13 protein-coding genes and 1 pseudogene are annotated in these 15,820 nt (G+C 72.4%); 10 read left to right on the forward strand and 4 right to left on the reverse strand.

Annotated elements, in window-relative coordinates; translation table 11 throughout:
- Positions 1-252 precede the first annotated feature (252 nt).
- Positions 253-1,107: a formate dehydrogenase accessory sulfurtransferase FdhD gene (gene fdhD / locus ACQPYA_RS31130; RefSeq protein WP_433530535.1), complete on the forward strand. Its 855-nt coding sequence runs from the start codon at positions 253-255 to the stop codon at positions 1,105-1,107.
- An 8-nt stretch (positions 1,108-1,115) separates the two neighbouring features.
- On the opposite strand, the gene ACQPYA_RS31135 is transcribed toward fdhD, so the two are convergent.
- On the reverse strand, positions 1,116-2,150 hold the full coding sequence (locus ACQPYA_RS31135) for a DUF4192 domain-containing protein (protein WP_433530536.1): 1,035 nt from the start codon (positions 2,148-2,150) through the stop codon (positions 1,116-1,118).
- Positions 2,151-2,394: 244 nt separating this feature from the next.
- Between ACQPYA_RS31135 and ACQPYA_RS31140 the strand changes: the two genes are divergently transcribed.
- The 5 genes from ACQPYA_RS31140 (at position 2,395) to ACQPYA_RS31160 (ending at position 9,135) form a co-directional block, all read left to right on the forward strand.
- Positions 2,395-3,309, forward strand: coding sequence for a fructosamine kinase family protein (locus ACQPYA_RS31140; protein ID WP_433530537.1), 915 nt, complete (start codon positions 2,395-2,397; stop codon positions 3,307-3,309).
- Positions 3,306-4,319 (forward strand): GTP 3',8-cyclase MoaA, encoded by a 1,014-nt coding sequence (moaA, locus tag ACQPYA_RS31145; protein ID WP_433530538.1) that lies wholly within the window; start codon positions 3,306-3,308, stop codon positions 4,317-4,319. The genes ACQPYA_RS31140 and moaA overlap by 4 nt, the downstream gene beginning before the upstream one ends.
- Before the next feature lie 2 nt (positions 4,320-4,321).
- Positions 4,322-4,570, forward strand: coding sequence for a MoaD/ThiS family protein (locus tag ACQPYA_RS31150; RefSeq protein ID WP_433530539.1), 249 nt, complete (start codon positions 4,322-4,324; stop codon positions 4,568-4,570).
- Positions 4,571-4,586: 16 nt separating this feature from the next.
- Positions 4,587-5,876 carry a metallophosphoesterase gene (locus ACQPYA_RS31155; RefSeq protein WP_433530540.1) on the forward strand — a complete coding sequence of 430 codons (1,290 nt, stop codon included), beginning with the start codon at positions 4,587-4,589 and terminating at the stop codon, positions 5,874-5,876.
- 61 nt (positions 5,877-5,937) lie between these two features.
- A complete protein-coding gene (locus ACQPYA_RS31160) occupies positions 5,938-9,135 on the forward strand; it encodes a UvrD-helicase domain-containing protein (RefSeq protein WP_433530541.1) in 3,198 nt (1,065 codons plus the stop codon).
- A gap of 302 nt (positions 9,136-9,437) precedes the next feature.
- On the opposite strand, the gene ACQPYA_RS31165 is transcribed toward ACQPYA_RS31160, so the two are convergent.
- Complete coding sequence (locus ACQPYA_RS31165) at positions 9,438-10,034, reverse strand: hypothetical protein (RefSeq protein WP_433530542.1); 597 nt, start codon at positions 10,032-10,034, stop codon at positions 9,438-9,440.
- A gap of 243 nt (positions 10,035-10,277) precedes the next feature.
- On the opposite strand from ACQPYA_RS31165, the gene ACQPYA_RS31170 reads away from it, so the two are divergent.
- On the forward strand, positions 10,278-10,694 hold the full coding sequence (locus ACQPYA_RS31170) for an LppU/SCO3897 family protein (protein ID WP_433530543.1): 417 nt from the start codon (positions 10,278-10,280) through the stop codon (positions 10,692-10,694).
- A gap of 134 nt (positions 10,695-10,828) precedes the next feature.
- The gene (locus ACQPYA_RS31175) at positions 10,829-12,070 is read left to right on the forward strand and encodes an ATP-binding protein (protein ID WP_433530544.1); all 1,242 of its coding nucleotides are present in this window, start codon (positions 10,829-10,831) and stop codon (positions 12,068-12,070) included.
- A gap of 75 nt (positions 12,071-12,145) precedes the next feature.
- On the opposite strand, the pseudogene ACQPYA_RS31180 reads toward ACQPYA_RS31175, so the two are convergent.
- A pseudogene (locus ACQPYA_RS31180) lies at positions 12,146-12,229 on the reverse strand (DUF397 domain-containing protein); the annotation flags it as partial.
- 498 nt (positions 12,230-12,727) lie between these two features.
- Positions 12,728-13,429 (reverse strand): GNAT family N-acetyltransferase, encoded by a 702-nt coding sequence (locus tag ACQPYA_RS31185; RefSeq protein ID WP_433530545.1) that lies wholly within the window; start codon positions 13,427-13,429, stop codon positions 12,728-12,730.
- Positions 13,430-13,562: 133 nt separating this feature from the next.
- Here ACQPYA_RS31185 and ACQPYA_RS31190 point away from each other — a divergent pair, with 133 nt between their 5' ends.
- Both ACQPYA_RS31190 and ACQPYA_RS31195 read left to right on the forward strand, forming a co-directional pair.
- Entirely contained in the window at positions 13,563-14,108 is a 546-nt protein-coding gene (locus tag ACQPYA_RS31190; protein ID WP_433530546.1) for a DoxX family protein, read from the forward strand.
- A gap of 205 nt (positions 14,109-14,313) precedes the next feature.
- On the forward strand, positions 14,314-15,756 hold the full coding sequence (locus ACQPYA_RS31195; protein ID WP_433530547.1) for a glycosyltransferase 87 family protein: 1,443 nt from the start codon (positions 14,314-14,316) through the stop codon (positions 15,754-15,756).
- The last annotated feature ends 64 nt before the right edge of the window (positions 15,757-15,820 follow it).

The raw sequence follows: 15,820 nt of genomic DNA on the forward strand, positions 1-15,820 counted from the left end.
CACGGTAGCCCGCCGAGCAGCCATCCGGCCCTGCCCGGGGCCAAGCTCGGCCGGCGGTAGGGCTGGCTGAACCTCGATGGCTGCCACTGTTCGTTGCGACGTTGATTTCACAGAAACGGTCGTCCGGGGACCAGCCCCGGGACCGGGCTGAGATTGCCCTGCCTCAACGGCGGGAGCAGGGCAGCGCGTGTCGCCACGGCGGGGCGAGTGGGTGCCGTGCGGCGGGGCCGGTTGCCGGGGCAGGATGGCAGGGTGGGACGGGCGACTGACCGGCGCGGGGTGCTCCGCGTGGACCTTGACGCGACGGACGCCGGACGCACCCGGGTGAACCGGCCGGACACCCTCGCCGCGGAGGAGCCGCTGGAGATCCGGGTCGGCCCTGCCGGGCCGGGGCGTCGTCGCCCGCTGGCCGTGACCATGCGGACCCCGGGCGCCGACCTGGATCTGGCCATCGGGTTCCTGCTCACCGAGGGGCTGATCCGCTCGGCGGACGACGTTTCCACCGCGCAGTTGTGCGCCGGCACGGAGACACCGAACACCTACAACGTGGTCGACGTGACCTTGGCACCCGACGTGCCGGATCCGGCCACCGATGTGACCCGACATTTCCAGACCACCAGCGCCTGCGGCGTGTGCGGCAAGGCGAGCATCGACGCGGTGCGTACCCGCTCGCTCTTTGACGTGGCCGACGATCCGCTGGCCGTGCCGGCGGCGCTGCTGGCCGAACTGCCGGCGCGGCTGCGGGCCGGGCAGCGGGGCTTCGACCGGACCGGCGGGTTGCACGCGGCGGGCCTCTTCTCGGCCGCTGGTGAGCTGGTGATGCTGCGCGAGGACGTGGGTCGACACAACGCGGTGGACAAGGTGATCGGCTGGGCGGTGCGCGAACGGCGGCTGCCGCTGACCGGGCACCTGCTGCTGGTCTCCGGCCGGGCCAGTTTCGAGCTGACCCAGAAGGCATGGATGGCGGGTGTGCCGCTACTCGCCGCCGTCTCGGCACCGAGCACGCTCGCGGTCGACGTGGCCACCGAGGCGGGGCTCACCCTGGTCGGCTTCCTACGCGGCCGGACGATGAACGTCTACACCGGCATCCACCGGGTGACGGACTGATCAACTCATCAGCGTGGCGGGCGGCGTCGCGAGCGACGCCTGCGCGGCTGCTTCGGCAGCCCGCTGGCCGGCCAGCCGTCGAGGCGGGACGGTGGTACGCCTCGACGGAGCAGATCGTCCAGGAGCAGCGCGAGCGAGTAGTCGGGGTGCTCGGTCAGCACCCGTTCCAGCGCCACCGCGGCCAGCGCGCCCTGCCCTTCCCGCCAAGCGGCGAAGGCCAGCAGTGCGCCGGGCGCGGCGATCAGCTCCGGCTCGGCCCGCCGCAGCAGCTCGGTCCAGAACGCCACGTCCTCGTCCCGGCCGTCGGTGCGTTCCCAGGCGTGGTCGCGTACCGGAAGGTGGGTCAGCAGGAGGCACAGCCAGGCCACCTCGTCGTCGGTCAACTGCTTCCCGCTGCGGTGCCGACGCCGGGCCGCGCGGCACGCCGCCAACCCGGCCGACCGCAGCGCCCGACCGCCGAGCAGGTCGGTCGGGGGTGCGGCCGCTAGCAGGCCGGTCAACCGCTTCTCCGCCCGCTCGGCGGCATGCCGCATCTCGGCCCCGCCGACCGGGGCGATCTGCGCGGCGAGCGCCGCCCGGTCCGGCAGCGCGACCTGGCCGGCGAAGACTGCCGCCGCCGGGACCGTGCTCGCCCGGGGGTCGTACGGGGTGCCCTCGGGCGGGCAGCACTCCGGCTCGGTGCAGACGTACGACCACCACCGATCGCCGGTGACCCGCAGTGCGTCGAGGACGGTAAGTCCGGCGTCGGTCAGCGCGGCCCGGACCGCGTCCAGCGCCGGAGTCACCCGGATGGCCGGGCCGTATCCGATCACGGTGGCGGAGTCGGCACCCTGTTGGGCGGTCACGGCGGCGATGTGCGTCGACGCCTCCTGGGTATCCGCGTCGTCGGTGAGATCCCCGCGGGCGGCGAAGACGATCCGCGAAGCGGCGAGCGCCACCACCACGATGCTGTCGGCCGGATGGAAGCCGAGCAGGTACGGCACGGCGGCGATGAGGTCGGCGGGCGAGCGGACGGTGAGCCGGGGAAGGTCGGTCGAGTTCATAGGGAGATCCTGTGAGCAGACCGATACGCACCGCGACCCCTGTGGACGACACGCGGCTTGTCCACAGCTACAGACAGTATTTCCCCAGCTCAGAGGCGATCACGAACCGCCGCGCCGCCTTCCCCCGCCCCGGCGCACCCTGTCGCTGGGCTCGACCGGTTCGTCGGTGTTAAGAGGGGGCCCTTCCTCTACCGTAGGCGTTAACAGGGGGCCCCTCCTTACAAGCAGGGGATACCTTGCGGGGATGGATCTGGCGTACCTGCGGGCGCACCCGGAGCACCTGCCGACCTTCCTGACCCATCAGCGGATCCGGGAGACACCGGTGCCCGGCGGTCACATCTGCACAGCGTCCCGGTTGACGCTGGACGACGGCCACTCGGTGTTCGCCAAGACCTGGCCGGAGCAGGCCGGGCGAGGAGTGCCGGAGGGCTTCTTCGCCACCGAGGCGGCCGGGCTGCGCTGGCTGCGGGAGGCCGGCACGGTCGGCGTACCGGAGGTGATCGTGGCGCTGCCCGACCTGCTCGCGCTGGAGTGGGTTGAGCCGGGCGAGCCCGGCCCGGAGGCGGCCGAGCGTCTCGGCCGCGAGCTGGCCGGCCTGCATCGGGCCGGTGCCGCGACGTTCGGGGCACCGTGGCCGGGTTTCATCGGCGCTTTGCCCGCGGAGAACACCCCGCACCGGGGCCCCTGGGCGGACTGGTTCGCTCAGGCCAGGCTGCTGCCCTACCTGCGTCGCTCGGTCGACGACGAAGCCCTGGCCGACGCCGATGCCGCGCTGGTCGAGCAGGTCGTGGCCCGGATCGGTGAGTTCGGTGGGGAGGAGCCGCCCGCCCGGATCCACGGTGACCTCTGGCCGGGCAACCTGCTCTGGGGTGCCGACGACCGGGTCTGGCTGGTCGACCCGGCCGCGCACGGCGGGCACCGGGAGACCGATCTCGCCCAGCTCGCACTCTTCGGCGGCGCACCCCACCTCGACCGGATCCTGGCCGCCTACCGCGAGACGTGGCCACTGACGGACGGTTGGCAGGCCCGGGTTCCCCTGCACCAGCTGCACCTGCTGCTCGTGCACACCGCCCTCTTCGGCGGGGCGTACCGTGATTCGGTCAGCCGGGTCGCGCGGGAGGCCCTCCGCGGCGCAGGGCGCGCTACCGTCAACGGATGAGCCTCGCCCCGCCCTCCGGCGGCCTCCTCGTCGACCGGTACGGCCGTGTCGCCCGGGATCTGCGGGTCTCACTGACCGACAAGTGCAATCTGCGCTGCACGTACTGCATGCCGGCCGAGGGGTTGCCCTGGCTGGCCGGGCCGCAACTGCTGACCGACGACGAGGTGATCCGGTTGATCCGGGTCGCGGTACGCCAGCTCGGGGTGACCGAAGTTCGGTTCACCGGCGGTGAGCCGCTGATCCGGCCCGGCCTGCCCGGCATCGTGGCGGCCGTCGCCGCGCTCGACCCCCGCCCCCGGATCTCGTTGACCACCAACGGCCTCGGCCTGGACCGGCTGGCCCCGGCGCTGCGCGCCGCCGGCCTCGACCGGGTGAACGTCTCTCTGGACACTCTTGACCGCGAGCGTTTCACCCGGCTCACCCGACGGGACCGGCTGGCCGACGTGCTTGCCGGACTGGCCGGCGCGGCCAGCGCCGGGCTCACCCCGGTCAAGGTCAACAGTGTGCTGATGCGTGGGGTCAACGACGACGAGGCGCCGGCGCTGCTCCGCTTCGCTCTCGACCAGGGCTACGAGCTGCGCTTCATCGAGCAGATGCCGCTGGATGCCCAGCACGGCTGGGACCGCGCGCGGATGGTCACCGCCGGGGAGATCCTGGCGACCCTGCACGCCGCGCACGACCTGAGCCCCGACCCGGCCGAGCGCGGCGCGGCGCCGGCCGAGACCTGGCTGGTCGACGGCGGCCCGGCCCGGGTCGGCGTGATCGGCACGGTCACCCGCCCCTTCTGCGGCGACTGCGACCGGACCCGGCTGACCGCCGACGGCCAGATCCGCAACTGCCTGTTCGCCACCGAGGAGTCCGACCTGCGTGGCGCGTTGCGGGCCGGGGCCGACGACGACGAGTTGGCCCGGCGCTGGTCGGCCGCGACCTGGGGCAAGCGGGCCGGGCACGGCATCGACGACCCGGCCTTCCTGCAACCGGCCCGGCCGATGTCGGCCATCGGAGGTTGACCATGGCAACCGTCACGGTCCGTTACTTTGCCGGGGCGCGGGCCGCTGCCGGCCGCTCCGAGGAGACCACCGCCGCCGGCCGATCGCTGGATGACCTGGTGGCGGAGCTGGCCGAGCGGCACGGCGCGCGGCTGGTACCGGTACTCGCCGTGGCGAGTTTTCTGGTCGACGGCGTGACCTGTCATGATCGGCACAAGCCGCTGCCGGCCGGGGCGACGATCGACGTCCTGCCCCCCTTCGCCGGCGGCTGAGAGGGATCGATCCAGCGTGTTCGCGGTACTCGGCTTCGTGGCCACCCTTGCCCTGATCACCGGGCTGATCCATCTCTACCTCTGGAAGCGGCTGGTCAAGGACACCACAACGGCGGGGCGCTGGCGGCGGATCGGCACGGTCACCACGGTGGTGCTGGCGCTGCTCGTGCCGGCGACCATGGTCGGCACCCGGGCCGGCATGTACTGGCTGGCCTGGCCGGGCTACCTCTGGCTCGCGCTGATGTTCTATCTGCTGGTACTCCTCGTCGCGCTGGAAATCCCGATGCTGGTCACGAGGCTGGTGCTGCGTCGCCGGGCCGCCGTGGCCGCGCCGGAACCGGTCCTGGTCGGCCCGACCAGCGCCGAGACGCCAGCCACCGGACCGACCGCGGACCCGGGGCCGGCCACCGCGTTGGCCGACAGCCCGGCGGACCCGCCGGCCGCCGCACCGGCCGGGCCGGACCACGACCCGGGACGCCGGCTGCTGCTCGCCCGGGGTGCCGCGATCTTCGCCGGACTCACCGCCACCGGGCTGGTCGGGTACGGCGTACGCACCGCGCTGGGCCCGCCCCAACTGGACCGGGTACAGATCCCGCTGGCCAAGCTGCCCCGCAGCATGGACGGCCTGCGCATCGCCACGGTCTCCGACATCCACATCGGGCCACTGAACGGCCGGGCACACACCGAGCGGATCGTCGCCGCGATCAACCGTCTGGACGCCGACCTCGTGGCCGTGGTCGGTGACCTGGTCGACGGGACGGTGGCCGAGCTGGGCGAAGCCGCCGCGCCCCTGCGTGGCCTCCGGGCCCGCCACGGCAGCTACTTCGTCACCGGCAACCACGAGTACTACTCGGGCGTCGAGGAGTGGGTGGCCGAGGTCGACCGGCTCGGATTGCGGGTGCTCCAGAACAAGCGGCTGGAGATCGCGGCTCGGGGCGGCGTACTCGATCTGGCCGGGGTCAACGACGTCAGCGCGGCGGGCACCGGAGTCTCCGCGCCGGCCGACTACGCCGCCGCGCTCGGCGACCGTGATCCGTCCCGGCCGGTGGTGCTGCTGGCCCACCAGCCGGTGGCCGCGGTGGAAGCCGCGAAGTACGGCGTCGACCTGCAACTCTCCGGGCACACCCACGGCGGCCAGATCGTCCCCTTCAACCTGCTGGTGAAGCTGGAGCAGCCGGTGGTCTCCGGGCTGGGCGAGGTGGACGGCACCAAGGTCTACGTGACCAACGGCGCCGGTTTCTGGGGTCCGCCGGTGCGGGTCGGCGCGGAGCCTCAGATCACCCTCGTGGAGTTGCGTTCGGCATAGCGCACCTCACCTCCGAGCGTGGCGACGCGCGGCGACACGGCCGGTCGTGACAGGATGCGGCGTGCCTCCGTTCAGCGCCGTACCCCCCGGTGGCCGCCCGCCCTTCGTCGCAGATCTGCATATCCACTCGAAATACTCGCGGGCCTGTAGCCGTGACCTGACCCTGCCAAACCTCGGCTGGTGGGCGAAACGCAAGGGCATCGCGGTGCTCGGCACCGGCGATTTCACCCACCCCGCCTGGTACGACCACCTGCGCGAGACGCTGCATCCGGCCGAGCCCGGCCTGTACCGGCTGGCGCCCGAGGCGGAGCGGGACATCGCCCGCCGGCTGCCGCCCCGGCTCTCCAGCGCGGCGGAGAGCGATCCCGTCCGGTTCATGCTCAGCGTGGAGATCTCCACGATCTACAAGCGGGACGACCGGACCCGCAAGGTCCACCACCTGATCTACCTGCCGGATCTGGACGCGGTGGCCCGGTTCAACGCCGCGCTGGGCCGGATCGGCAACCTCGGCTCGGACGGCCGGCCGATCCTCGGCCTGGACTCCCGCGACCTGCTGGAGATCACGCTGGAGGCGAGCGGCGACGGCTACCTCGTCCCGGCACACATCTGGACGCCGTGGTTCTCCGCGTTGGGCTCGAAGTCCGGCTTCGACGCGATCGCCGACTGCTACGCCGACCTGGCCGACCACGTCTTCGCGGTGGAGACCGGGCTCTCCTCCGATCCGGAGATGAACTGGCGGGTCGGCAGCCTGGACCGCTACCGGCTGGTTTCCAACTCCGACGCGCACTCGCCGCCCGCGCTGGCCCGCGAGGCCACCGTCTTCGCCTCGGCCCGGGACTACTTCGGCATCCGGGACGCGCTGCGCACCGGCGACGGGCTGGCCGGCACGATCGAGTTCTTCCCCGAGGAGGGCAAGTACCACGCGGACGGTCACCGGCTCTGCGGGGTGAACTGGGCGCCCGAACGCACCCGGGAGGCCGGCGGACGCTGCCCCGAGTGCGGCAAGGGACTGACCGTGGGCGTACTGAGCCGGGTCGAGGACCTGGCCGACCGGCCGGAGGGGTACCGGCCGGCGCACGTCCCCGAGGTGACCCACCTGATCCAACTCGCCGAGATCCTCGGCGAGCTCAACAAGGTCGGGCCGCGGTCGAAGAAGGTCGAGGGGAAGCTCACCGAACTGGTCGCCGCGCTCGGCGCCGAGTTGGAGATCCTCACCCGCGCCCCGCTGGACGAGATCGGCCGGGTCGGCGGGGAGTTGCTCGCCGAGGGCATCGGCCGGCTACGCCGCGGCGAGGTCCGCCGGGTGCCGGGCTACGACGGCGAGTACGGCGTGATCACCCTCTTCGACCCGGCCGAGCTGAGCAACGCCGGGGAGTCGGCCGGGCAGGAGACGCTCTTCGACGTACCGGTGCCGGCACAGCGACGGCCCACCAAGCCGGCGGCAAAGCCGGACGACAAGGCGCAGCGACCGGCGGCGAAGGTCGATCCGAAGCGTAAGCCGGTGCCCCCGGCTCCGCCGATCGCGCCGCCGCCCTCCCCGCACGAGCCGTTCGAGCCGATGCTCGCCGGAATGGAGGAGGTCGGTACCGGCCTGCTCGACCGGCTCGACGCGATGCAGCGGGTAGCCGCCTCGGCCCCCGGTGGTCCACTGCTCATCGTCGCGGGGCCGGGCACCGGCAAGACCCGTACGCTGACCCACCGGATCGCGTACCTCTGCGCGGAGCTGAACGTCTTCCCCGAGCAGTGCCTGGCGATCACCTTCACCCGGCGGGCCGCCGAGGAACTGCGGCACCGCCTCGACGGCCTGCTCGGGCCGGTCGCCGAGGACGTCACGGTGGGCACCTTCCACTCGCTCGGGCTGACCATCCTGCGGGACAACGCCGAGGCCGCCGGCCTGCCGAACGACTTCCGGATCGCCGACGACGCCGACCGGGCGGCGGCCCGCACCGAGGCCGGCGACGACCCGTCCGCCTTTGCCGCGCTGCTGCGCAAGCAGGGCATGGTCGACCTGGACGAGTTGCTCACCCTGCCGGTCGCGCTGCTGCGGGAGGACCGCAAGCTGGTCGAACGGTACCGGAGCCGCTGGCGGTGGATCTTCGTCGACGAGTACCAGGACGTCGACGTGGTGCAGTACGAGCTGCTGCGGCTGCTCAGCCCCGCCGACGGCAACCTGTGCGCGATCGGCGACCCGGACCAGGCCATCTACTCGTTCCGGGGTGCCGACGTCGGATACTTCCTGCGCTTCTCGCAGGACTTCACCGACGCCCGGCTGGTCCGGCTCAACCGCAACTACCGCTCGTCGGCGCCGATCCTGGCCGCCGCGGTGCAGGCCATCGCGCCCTCGTCGCTGGTCCGCGGTCGCCGGCTCGACCCGGCCCGGCTCGACCCGGAGGCCCCGCTGGTCGGCCGGTACGCTGCGGCCTCCGTCGCCGACGAGGCCGATTTCGTGGTACGCACCGTCGACGAGTTGGTCGGCGGCCTCTCCCACCGGTCGCTGGACTCCGGCCGGATCGACGGCCGGTCGACCACGCTGTCCTTCTCGGACATCGCCGTGCTCTACCGGACCGACTCGCAGGCCGCCTCGATCGTGGACGCCCTGTCCCGGGCCAACGTGCCGGTGCAGAAGCGGTCGCACGACCGGCTGCGGGACCGCCCCGGCGTGATGGCCATCGCCCGCGAGCTGCGACACGCCTCGGGTCTCGACGGCGCCCTGCCCGCCCGGGTTCGCCTCGCCGGCCAGCTGCTCGCCGAGCGCTTCGCCGTCCCCACCCTCGACGGCACCAGCGGGGTACGCCCGGAGGACGTCCGCATCGCGGTCGACCTGCTCACGCCGCTGGCCCGCCGGTGCGGCGACGATCTGGAGATGTTCCTGTCCCAGCTCGCCACCGGCGCCGAGGTGGACGCGCTCGACCCGCGCGCCGAGGCGGTCACCCTGCTGACCCTGCACGCCGCCAAGGGACTGGAGTTCCCGGTGGTCTTCCTGGTCGGCGCCGAGGACGGGCTGCTGCCGCTGCGCTGGCCGGGTACGACTCCGGACGAGGACGCGATCGCCGAGGAGCGGCGGTTGTTCTTCGTCGGCTTGACCCGCGCGCAGGACCGGCTCTACGTCAGCCACGCCGCCCGCCGCGTCCGGCACTCCACCGAACGCGACTGCCGTCCGTCACCATTCCTCGATGTGATCGATCCCGGCCTCTTCGAACGCCTCGGCGACAGCGGCGGACCGCGTCGACCAAAGGACCGCCAGCTCCGCCTCATCTGACCGACCTACCCGCCGGCTGCCCGGCTTGTCGGCTGGTCGGCTGCCCGGTTGGTCGGGCCGCCGATCGTCAGCCGGGCCAACGCCCGCCGGTCGGGCGAACGCGGTGTTACCCGGACATGGCGGCGTCCGTGCTAGATGGCGGCGCTAGATGGCGACCTGCCGGATAGCCGACCCAGCCGCTGTCGGGGCCGGGGGCCGATGGTGTACACGCTACGGTGGCGTGGGCGGCGGCTGCCCTCGACAACAACTGGCGGCCGGCCTCCACTCATCGGTTCAGGAGGTCGTGCATGGCGAACTACGGATCACCGGGCGGCGACCCGCAGCCGTGGCAGGAGCCGCAGCCCGGCGAGGCGCACGCTCCCGGCCAGCCGCACGGCCCACGCCCGACCTACGATCCTGGCCGGCCCCTCGGCCCGGGCCAGAACCGCAGCCCCGGCCAGAACCACGGGCCGGGGCAGTACCAACCGAGCCAGACCTACCGGCCAGATCAGACCTTGGGGACAGGTCAGGCCCCCGGGCCGGGTCAGACCTACCGACCGGGCCAGCCGCACGGACCAGGCCGGGCCTACCAACCGGGTCAAACTCACGGTTCCGGCGAGACCTACCGGCCGGGTCAGACCTACGGACCGGGCCAGCCGCACGGACCGGGCCACCAGCCGCAGGGACCAGGTCAGACCCGCGGCCCCGGGGAGACGTACCGGCCAGGCCAGCCGCACGGACCAGGCCAGGCCCACGGACCAGGCCAGCCGCAGGGACCGGGTCAGAACTTCGGCTCCGGGCCGGCCTACGGCGGCGGACCACACCGGCCCGCAGGCCCTGGCCACGGCCCGGCGCAGCACGGACCGGGCCATGGCGGCGGCACGCAGCACGGGCCGAGCCACGGTGGCGGCACGCAGCACGGGCCGGACTATGGCGCGGCACAGCATGGGCCGGACTATGGCGGCGGGAGCTACGGGTCGGCCGGACCGGAGTACCGGGGAACCCGGTACGGGGCGGCCGAGGCGGGGTACGGCTCGCAGGACACCCAGATCCAGCAGGCTCTCCAGGACGATGGTGGGTCCGTGGTCGGGTACGCCGGCCAGCCCGTGGCACCCCCCGAGCGCAAACGCGGTCGCGGGCGACCGATCGCTGTGCTGGCGGTCATGCTGGTGCTGATCCTCGGCGGGGCGACCGCGTTCTACCTGTTCGGGCAGGACGACGAGGCTACGACGCCGGTGGCCGCGCCGACTCAGGAACCCGAAGGGCCGGCAGCCGACGCGCCGGAGGACGACGGTTCCCCGCCCAGCGCCCCGGCCGCCAACTCGTCTACCGACGCGCGGTTCGTGCAGGTTGGGCAGTGCGTACGGAACACCGCGTCCGCGGGCGGCAAGCCCAAGCTGCTGATCAACGACTGCGTGCCGAAGTCGTACGAGGTGCTGCGCCGCTTCGACGGCAAGACCAGCGGGGAGAAGGACGCCGAGGCGAAGTGCGCCGCGGTCGACGGCTACACGAACTGGTACTTCTACGACAGCGAGTTGGACTCGCTCGACTTCGTGCTCTGCCTGAAGCAGCGCGCCTGACGGTCGATTGTCGAAACTAGTGCTGTCTAGCCTGGACGCTAGACAGCACTAGTTTTATGTCGAGGACAACACGCCGGTAGCCCCGTCTATCCATGTCTAGCCTCTCGGCTAGATGGCCCGATACTCTGCGATTCGTGGATCCGGTCCGCAACCCGTACGCCCCGGGAGCCGGTCAGCGCCCGCCCGAACTCGCCGGGCGGGGGCGGGAGCTGGACGTCTTCGACATCGTGCTGGAACGCATCGCCCGGGGCCGCCCGGAGCGCAGCCTGATGCTCACCGGGCTGCGGGGCGTCGGCAAGACCGTCCTGCTCAACACGCTGCGCTCGCAGGCGATCAACCGGCTCTGGGGCAGCGGCAAGATCGAGGCCCGCCCGGAGCAGTCGCTGCGCAGGCCGATCGCCGCCGCCCTGCACATGGCCGTCCGGGAACTCGCCCCGCGACACCGGGCACCGGACCGGATCGACGCCTTCCTCGGGGTCCTCAAAGCCTTCGCCCAACGGGGCGCCCCGACGGGTCGCGGCGGTGCCGCCCCGAAGCTACGCGAACGGTGGCAGCCCGGCATCGACGTACCGGCGGCCAGCGGGCGGGCCGACTCCGGCGACATCGAGATCGACCTGGTGGAGCTGCTCACCGACGCCGCCTCGGTGGCCAGTGACGTCGGCACCGGCGTGGCCATCTTCATCGACGAGATGCAGGATCTCGGGCCCGAGGACGTCTCCGCGCTCTGTGCCGCCTGCCATGAGCTGTCCCAGATCGGCGCGCCGCTGATCGTGGTCGGGGCCGGGCTGCCGCACCTGCCGGCGGTGCTGAGCGCCGCCAAGTCGTACTCCGAGCGGCTCTTCCGGTACCAGCGCATCGACCGTCTCGACCGGATCGCCGCCGACCAGGCACTCTGCGCGCCGGCCGAGCGCGAGGAGGTGGAGTACGAGGCGAAGGCTCTCGACCTGCTCTACGAGAAGTCCGGCGGGTACCCGTACTTCGTCCAGGCGTACGGGAAGGCGACCTGGGACCATGCCCCCCGGTCGCCGATCACCCCGGCGGACGTCCGGGTTGCCGCGCCGGAGGCGGAGGCCGAGCTGGCCGTCGGCTTCTTCGGTTCCCGTTTCGAGCGGGCCACCCCGGCGGAACGCGAGTACATGCGGGCGATGGCGACCCTCTCCCTGGTCGAGGGGGCGGCCGAGGGCGGCGGCCGGGACGATATGGACGCGGCGGTGCCGACTGCGGAGATCGCCCGTACCCTCGGTCGCAAGCCCGCCAGCCTCTCCCCGGCCCGCGATGCCCTGATCAAGAAGGGCCTGATCTACTCCGGGGAACGCGGCACGGTCGCCTTCACCGTCCCGCACTTCGGCCGCTACCTGCGTACCCAGCCCGCCTGACTGTGATCGAGCGGCCCGCTGGGCGCGCGCCGTCAGCGATCCGATCGTCGGCAGTGCAGCGGTCCTTGCCCGGCCAAGGTTGTCGGCGACCTCGACGCAGTCACCGCCACTGCTGCCGCTCTCGCTGCTCCTACGCCACTGCACGCCGGTCATGTCCATGATGCTGCCGATCATGCAGTTGTGGCGCCGCTCAAATGCCGCGGATCAGCGCAATCCGCCCGCCACAAGTGCATGATCGACGAGCGAGGGTAGCGGGGAGCGGGTGAGAGGTGGGGTGGGGTGGGTGGGTGGTTAGGGAGCGTCGGGGAACTCGGTGGCGGAGGCGCTGCGTCACCGCTACCGGACGACGGCATGGTTGCCCTCGGCCATCCTTTGGCTCCGCTTCAACCCACGCCGCAGCAGCCGACCAGCGGCAACCTGCCCGCGCCAACCTGTTGCGCCAACCGGCCAGCGTCAGCCCGCGGGACCACGGGGGCCATGTCCCGTCCCGTCTCGGAGGGCGGCTACGGAAGGTGACCGTTGCGCTGGTTGAGGCAGAGCAGAGGATGCGGGAAGGCAATGGCACAGTCGGGCGGCCACCACCGGCAGTGACGCTCGGGAACTGCCGCGGCGGCAGGAATCTCCGGCAACCGGGAACCGGCGTTCCCGGTTGCCCACTTAGACCTTGGACCATGGTGGGGGAAAGAGCACCTCGCCGTGGGGGGTGGGGGGTTCGCCGCTGTCTGTCGGGGGCAGGAGCAATGCCTGCCAGGGCTCACCAAGACCGGACCACGGGCTGGTCAGGCCCATCCGGTCGGCTCGACTGAAGCCGAAGCGCCGGTAGTAGGCAGGGTCGCCGAGCACCACGACCAGCCGCTCGTCGAGTTCGGTGGCCGCATCGAGGGCGGCCTGCACCACGGCGGTGCCGAGCCCGATCCGCTGCCGGTGCGGCGCCACCGCCACCGGGCCGAGCGCCAAAGCCGGGACGCTACCCCCGACCCGGGCCGGAACGCCGCCACCAGTCCGGGTGCTGCCACCAGCCAGGGCGCTGCCGGCAGTCAGGGCACCGTCACCAGCCGGAACACCGCCGCCGGCCGGGGCGCTGCCGGCAGTCGGGGCGCTGCCGCCGGGCCGGGCCGTGACACTGGCGGCGGCCGAGCAGACCGTCACCCGGGTGAGCAGCGCGTAGCCGACGATCTCACCGCCGTACTCGGCGACCATCGCCAGCTCCGGGAGCCAGGCGTCGCCGCCGCGCAACTCCTCGACGAGCCGTACCTCCGGCGGGGTGGCCACGTCGGGCCGGGCGAAGGCGGCGGCCAGCACCCGGCGGATCGCGCCGGTGTCGGCCGGATCCTCGGGGCGTAGCCGCAGCGTCGTCACGCGGCGAGGTTACCGCGTGCAGCGCGTCCATCCGCGACGGTCACTTGAAACACCGTCGCGCCATCGCCACCCGATCGATCGAGATGGGCCGTAGCTGGGCGTGGCGGTAGCCGGGACGGGGTATGACTTGTCCATGAAACCCGTACGATCCCTCGCCCGCGCCATGTTGAGCGGCATCTTCGTAGTCAGCGGTGCCCGCAACTTCGCGAACCCCGAGCGCCTGGTGCCCGCCGCGAAGCCGGTCACCGATCGGGTGACGCCGCTGCTGGAGCGGGTGGACCCCCGCCTGCCCACCGACACCGAGACGCTGGTCCGGGTCAACGCCGCAGTGCAGCTCGGCGCCGGGCTGATGCTGGCCACCGGGAGGTTCACCCGACCGGCCGCCCTGGTCCTGGCCGGCACGCTCGTCCCGGTGACCCTCGCCGGGCATCCCTTCTGGCGCAACGACGACCCGGCCACGCGGCGCAACAACCAGATCCACTTCCTGAAGAACCTCGGTCTCTTTGGTGGGCTGTTGCTCGCTGCGGCGGACACCGAGGGTAAGCCAGGGCTACGCTGGCGGGCCGGGCACCGGATCGGCCACTCCCGACGGTCGGTGCGCCGTGCCGTCCGGACCGCCCGCCGCGAGGCCCGGATCGCCGTCCGATCGGCCTCCACCGCCCGTCGGCTTCCAGGCTGAGCTGCGAATACCCCGCCTCCACCCCCGACTAAGGCCACGAATCACCTGAACCGCCCGCCAGGCGTTAACGCGGTGGAAATGTCAAAAGAAGGTGTGGGATCGGACACGGTCGGATAACACGGGAGGCACTGACGTGAGGCGCCGTTCTAGGCTCCGTACGGAACCTGGACGGGTAGGACGATCTTGGTATGGGGGTGGCCACGCCATGCCGACGAGCGTCGGTAGAGGGCTGGATCGCCTCGCCACAGTCCGTCGCGTAACGCGTGGGATCGATCGCAGGACAGTCGTACGGACCGGCATCGTGGCCGCCGTCGCCTACGCCGCATGGCTTGCCATCGGCACTTTCGGGCGGCCGTACAACTTCTTCGACATGAAGATCTACCACGGCGCGGTGGTCTGGTGGGCGAGCGGTCACGAGCTGTACGACTTCGTCGCGCCCGACACGAACCTGGGGTTCACCTACCCGCCGTTCGCCGGTCTGGCCATGCTGCCCATGGCACACCTGCCGGTCGCCGGTGCCGGTCTGGTGAACGCCCTGGTCAGCATCGCCGCCCTGGCCGTGGTGCTGGCCGCGCTGCTGCGCCCGATCGTCGACCGGCTGGGGTGGCCACTGTGGTACACGGTGGCCATCGCCACGCCGCTCGCCGTCGCCATCGAGCCGGCCCGCGAGACGCTCGGCTACGGGCAGGTCAACCTGCTGCTGTTCGCCCTGGTCCTGGCCGACCTGGTCGCCCTGCGCTGGCGGTCCCGTCGGGGCACCCACCACGCCGAGGACGACGGCCCGCTGCTGCGGTTCGTCTACGGTGGCGCCTGGGCGGGCGTCGGCATCGGGCTGGCCACCGCCGTCAAGCTGACCCCGGCACTGTTCATCTTCTATCTGATGATCACCCGGCAGTGGCGGGCGGCCGCCGTCGCCATCGGCACCACCATCGGCGTGACGATCGGTAGCTTCGGCATCGTCGGAGGCGAGTCCCGGGCCTACTTCGGCAGCGTGCTGTGGCAGACCGAGCGGGTGGGCGCCGCCGACATGACGCCCAACCAGTCCCTGGCGGGGCTGCTGGCCCGGCTCTACGACTCGATCGAGACCCCGGGGCTGCTCTGGCTCGCCTTCTCCGTGCTGATGCTGGCGCTCGGCCTGTCCCGGGCCGCCAACGCACACGCCGACGGCGACGAGCTGACCGCCTTCACCCTGGTCGGCCTGACCGCCAATGTGATCAGCCCGATCTCCTGGACGCACCACCTCGTCTGGGTGATCCCGGCGATCATCGTGCTGGCCGACGCCGCCGTACGCCGCCACGACGCCAGCCGGGGTCTGGCCCAGCGCCCTGCTCCGGGGCCGAACGGTGGCCCGCCGGGGGTACCCGCGCTCCGCCCGCCGATCTGGTACCCGACGCTGACCGGGCTCCGGCACGGCATCGCCGCGGTCGGGCTCTACCTGCTCTTCCTGATCTCCCCGATCTGGCCTTACGAACACCAGTTGCCGGAGGTCTCGCACTACCAGGACGGCCTGTTCGGCGCGCTGATGGAGAACTCCCTGGCGCTGGCCCTGATCGTGCTGGTCGCCGCGCTGCCCTGGCGGCCCGGCGCGGAACCCGCCTTCTACACCGACCGGATGGCCCGCAGCGCGGTCCTGTACGGGCGGCGGTAGGAAGGACCGCAGGACGGGAAGCGGCAGGAGGCGCGACGGCAGGACGGGCGACGCCCGGCATCAG

Source organism: Micromonospora sp. CA-263727, assembly GCF_050942455.1.
In the GTDB taxonomy this organism is placed as follows: Bacteria; Actinomycetota; Actinomycetes; order Mycobacteriales; family Micromonosporaceae; genus Micromonospora.

What these genes read in the sequence shown, in the direction of transcription:
- ACQPYA_RS31150 (WP_433530539.1), top strand. Translation starts at nt 4,322, where the DNA reads ATGGCAACCGTCACGGTCCGTTACTTTGCCGGGGCGCGGGCCGCTGCC.
- ACQPYA_RS31190 (WP_433530546.1), top strand. Translation starts at nt 13,563, where the DNA reads ATGAAACCCGTACGATCCCTCGCCCGCGCCATGTTGAGCGGCATCTTC.
- ACQPYA_RS31195 (WP_433530547.1), top strand. Translation starts at nt 14,314, where the DNA reads ATGCCGACGAGCGTCGGTAGAGGGCTGGATCGCCTCGCCACAGTCCGT.
- moaA (WP_433530538.1), top strand. Translation starts at nt 3,306, where the DNA reads ATGAGCCTCGCCCCGCCCTCCGGCGGCCTCCTCGTCGACCGGTACGGC.
- ACQPYA_RS31135 (WP_433530536.1), bottom strand. Translation starts at nt 2,150, where the DNA reads ATGAACTCGACCGACCTTCCCCGGCTCACCGTCCGCTCGCCCGCCGAC.
- ACQPYA_RS31170 (WP_433530543.1), top strand. Translation starts at nt 10,278, where the DNA reads ATGCTGGTGCTGATCCTCGGCGGGGCGACCGCGTTCTACCTGTTCGGG.
- ACQPYA_RS31140 (WP_433530537.1), top strand. Translation starts at nt 2,395, where the DNA reads ATGGATCTGGCGTACCTGCGGGCGCACCCGGAGCACCTGCCGACCTTC.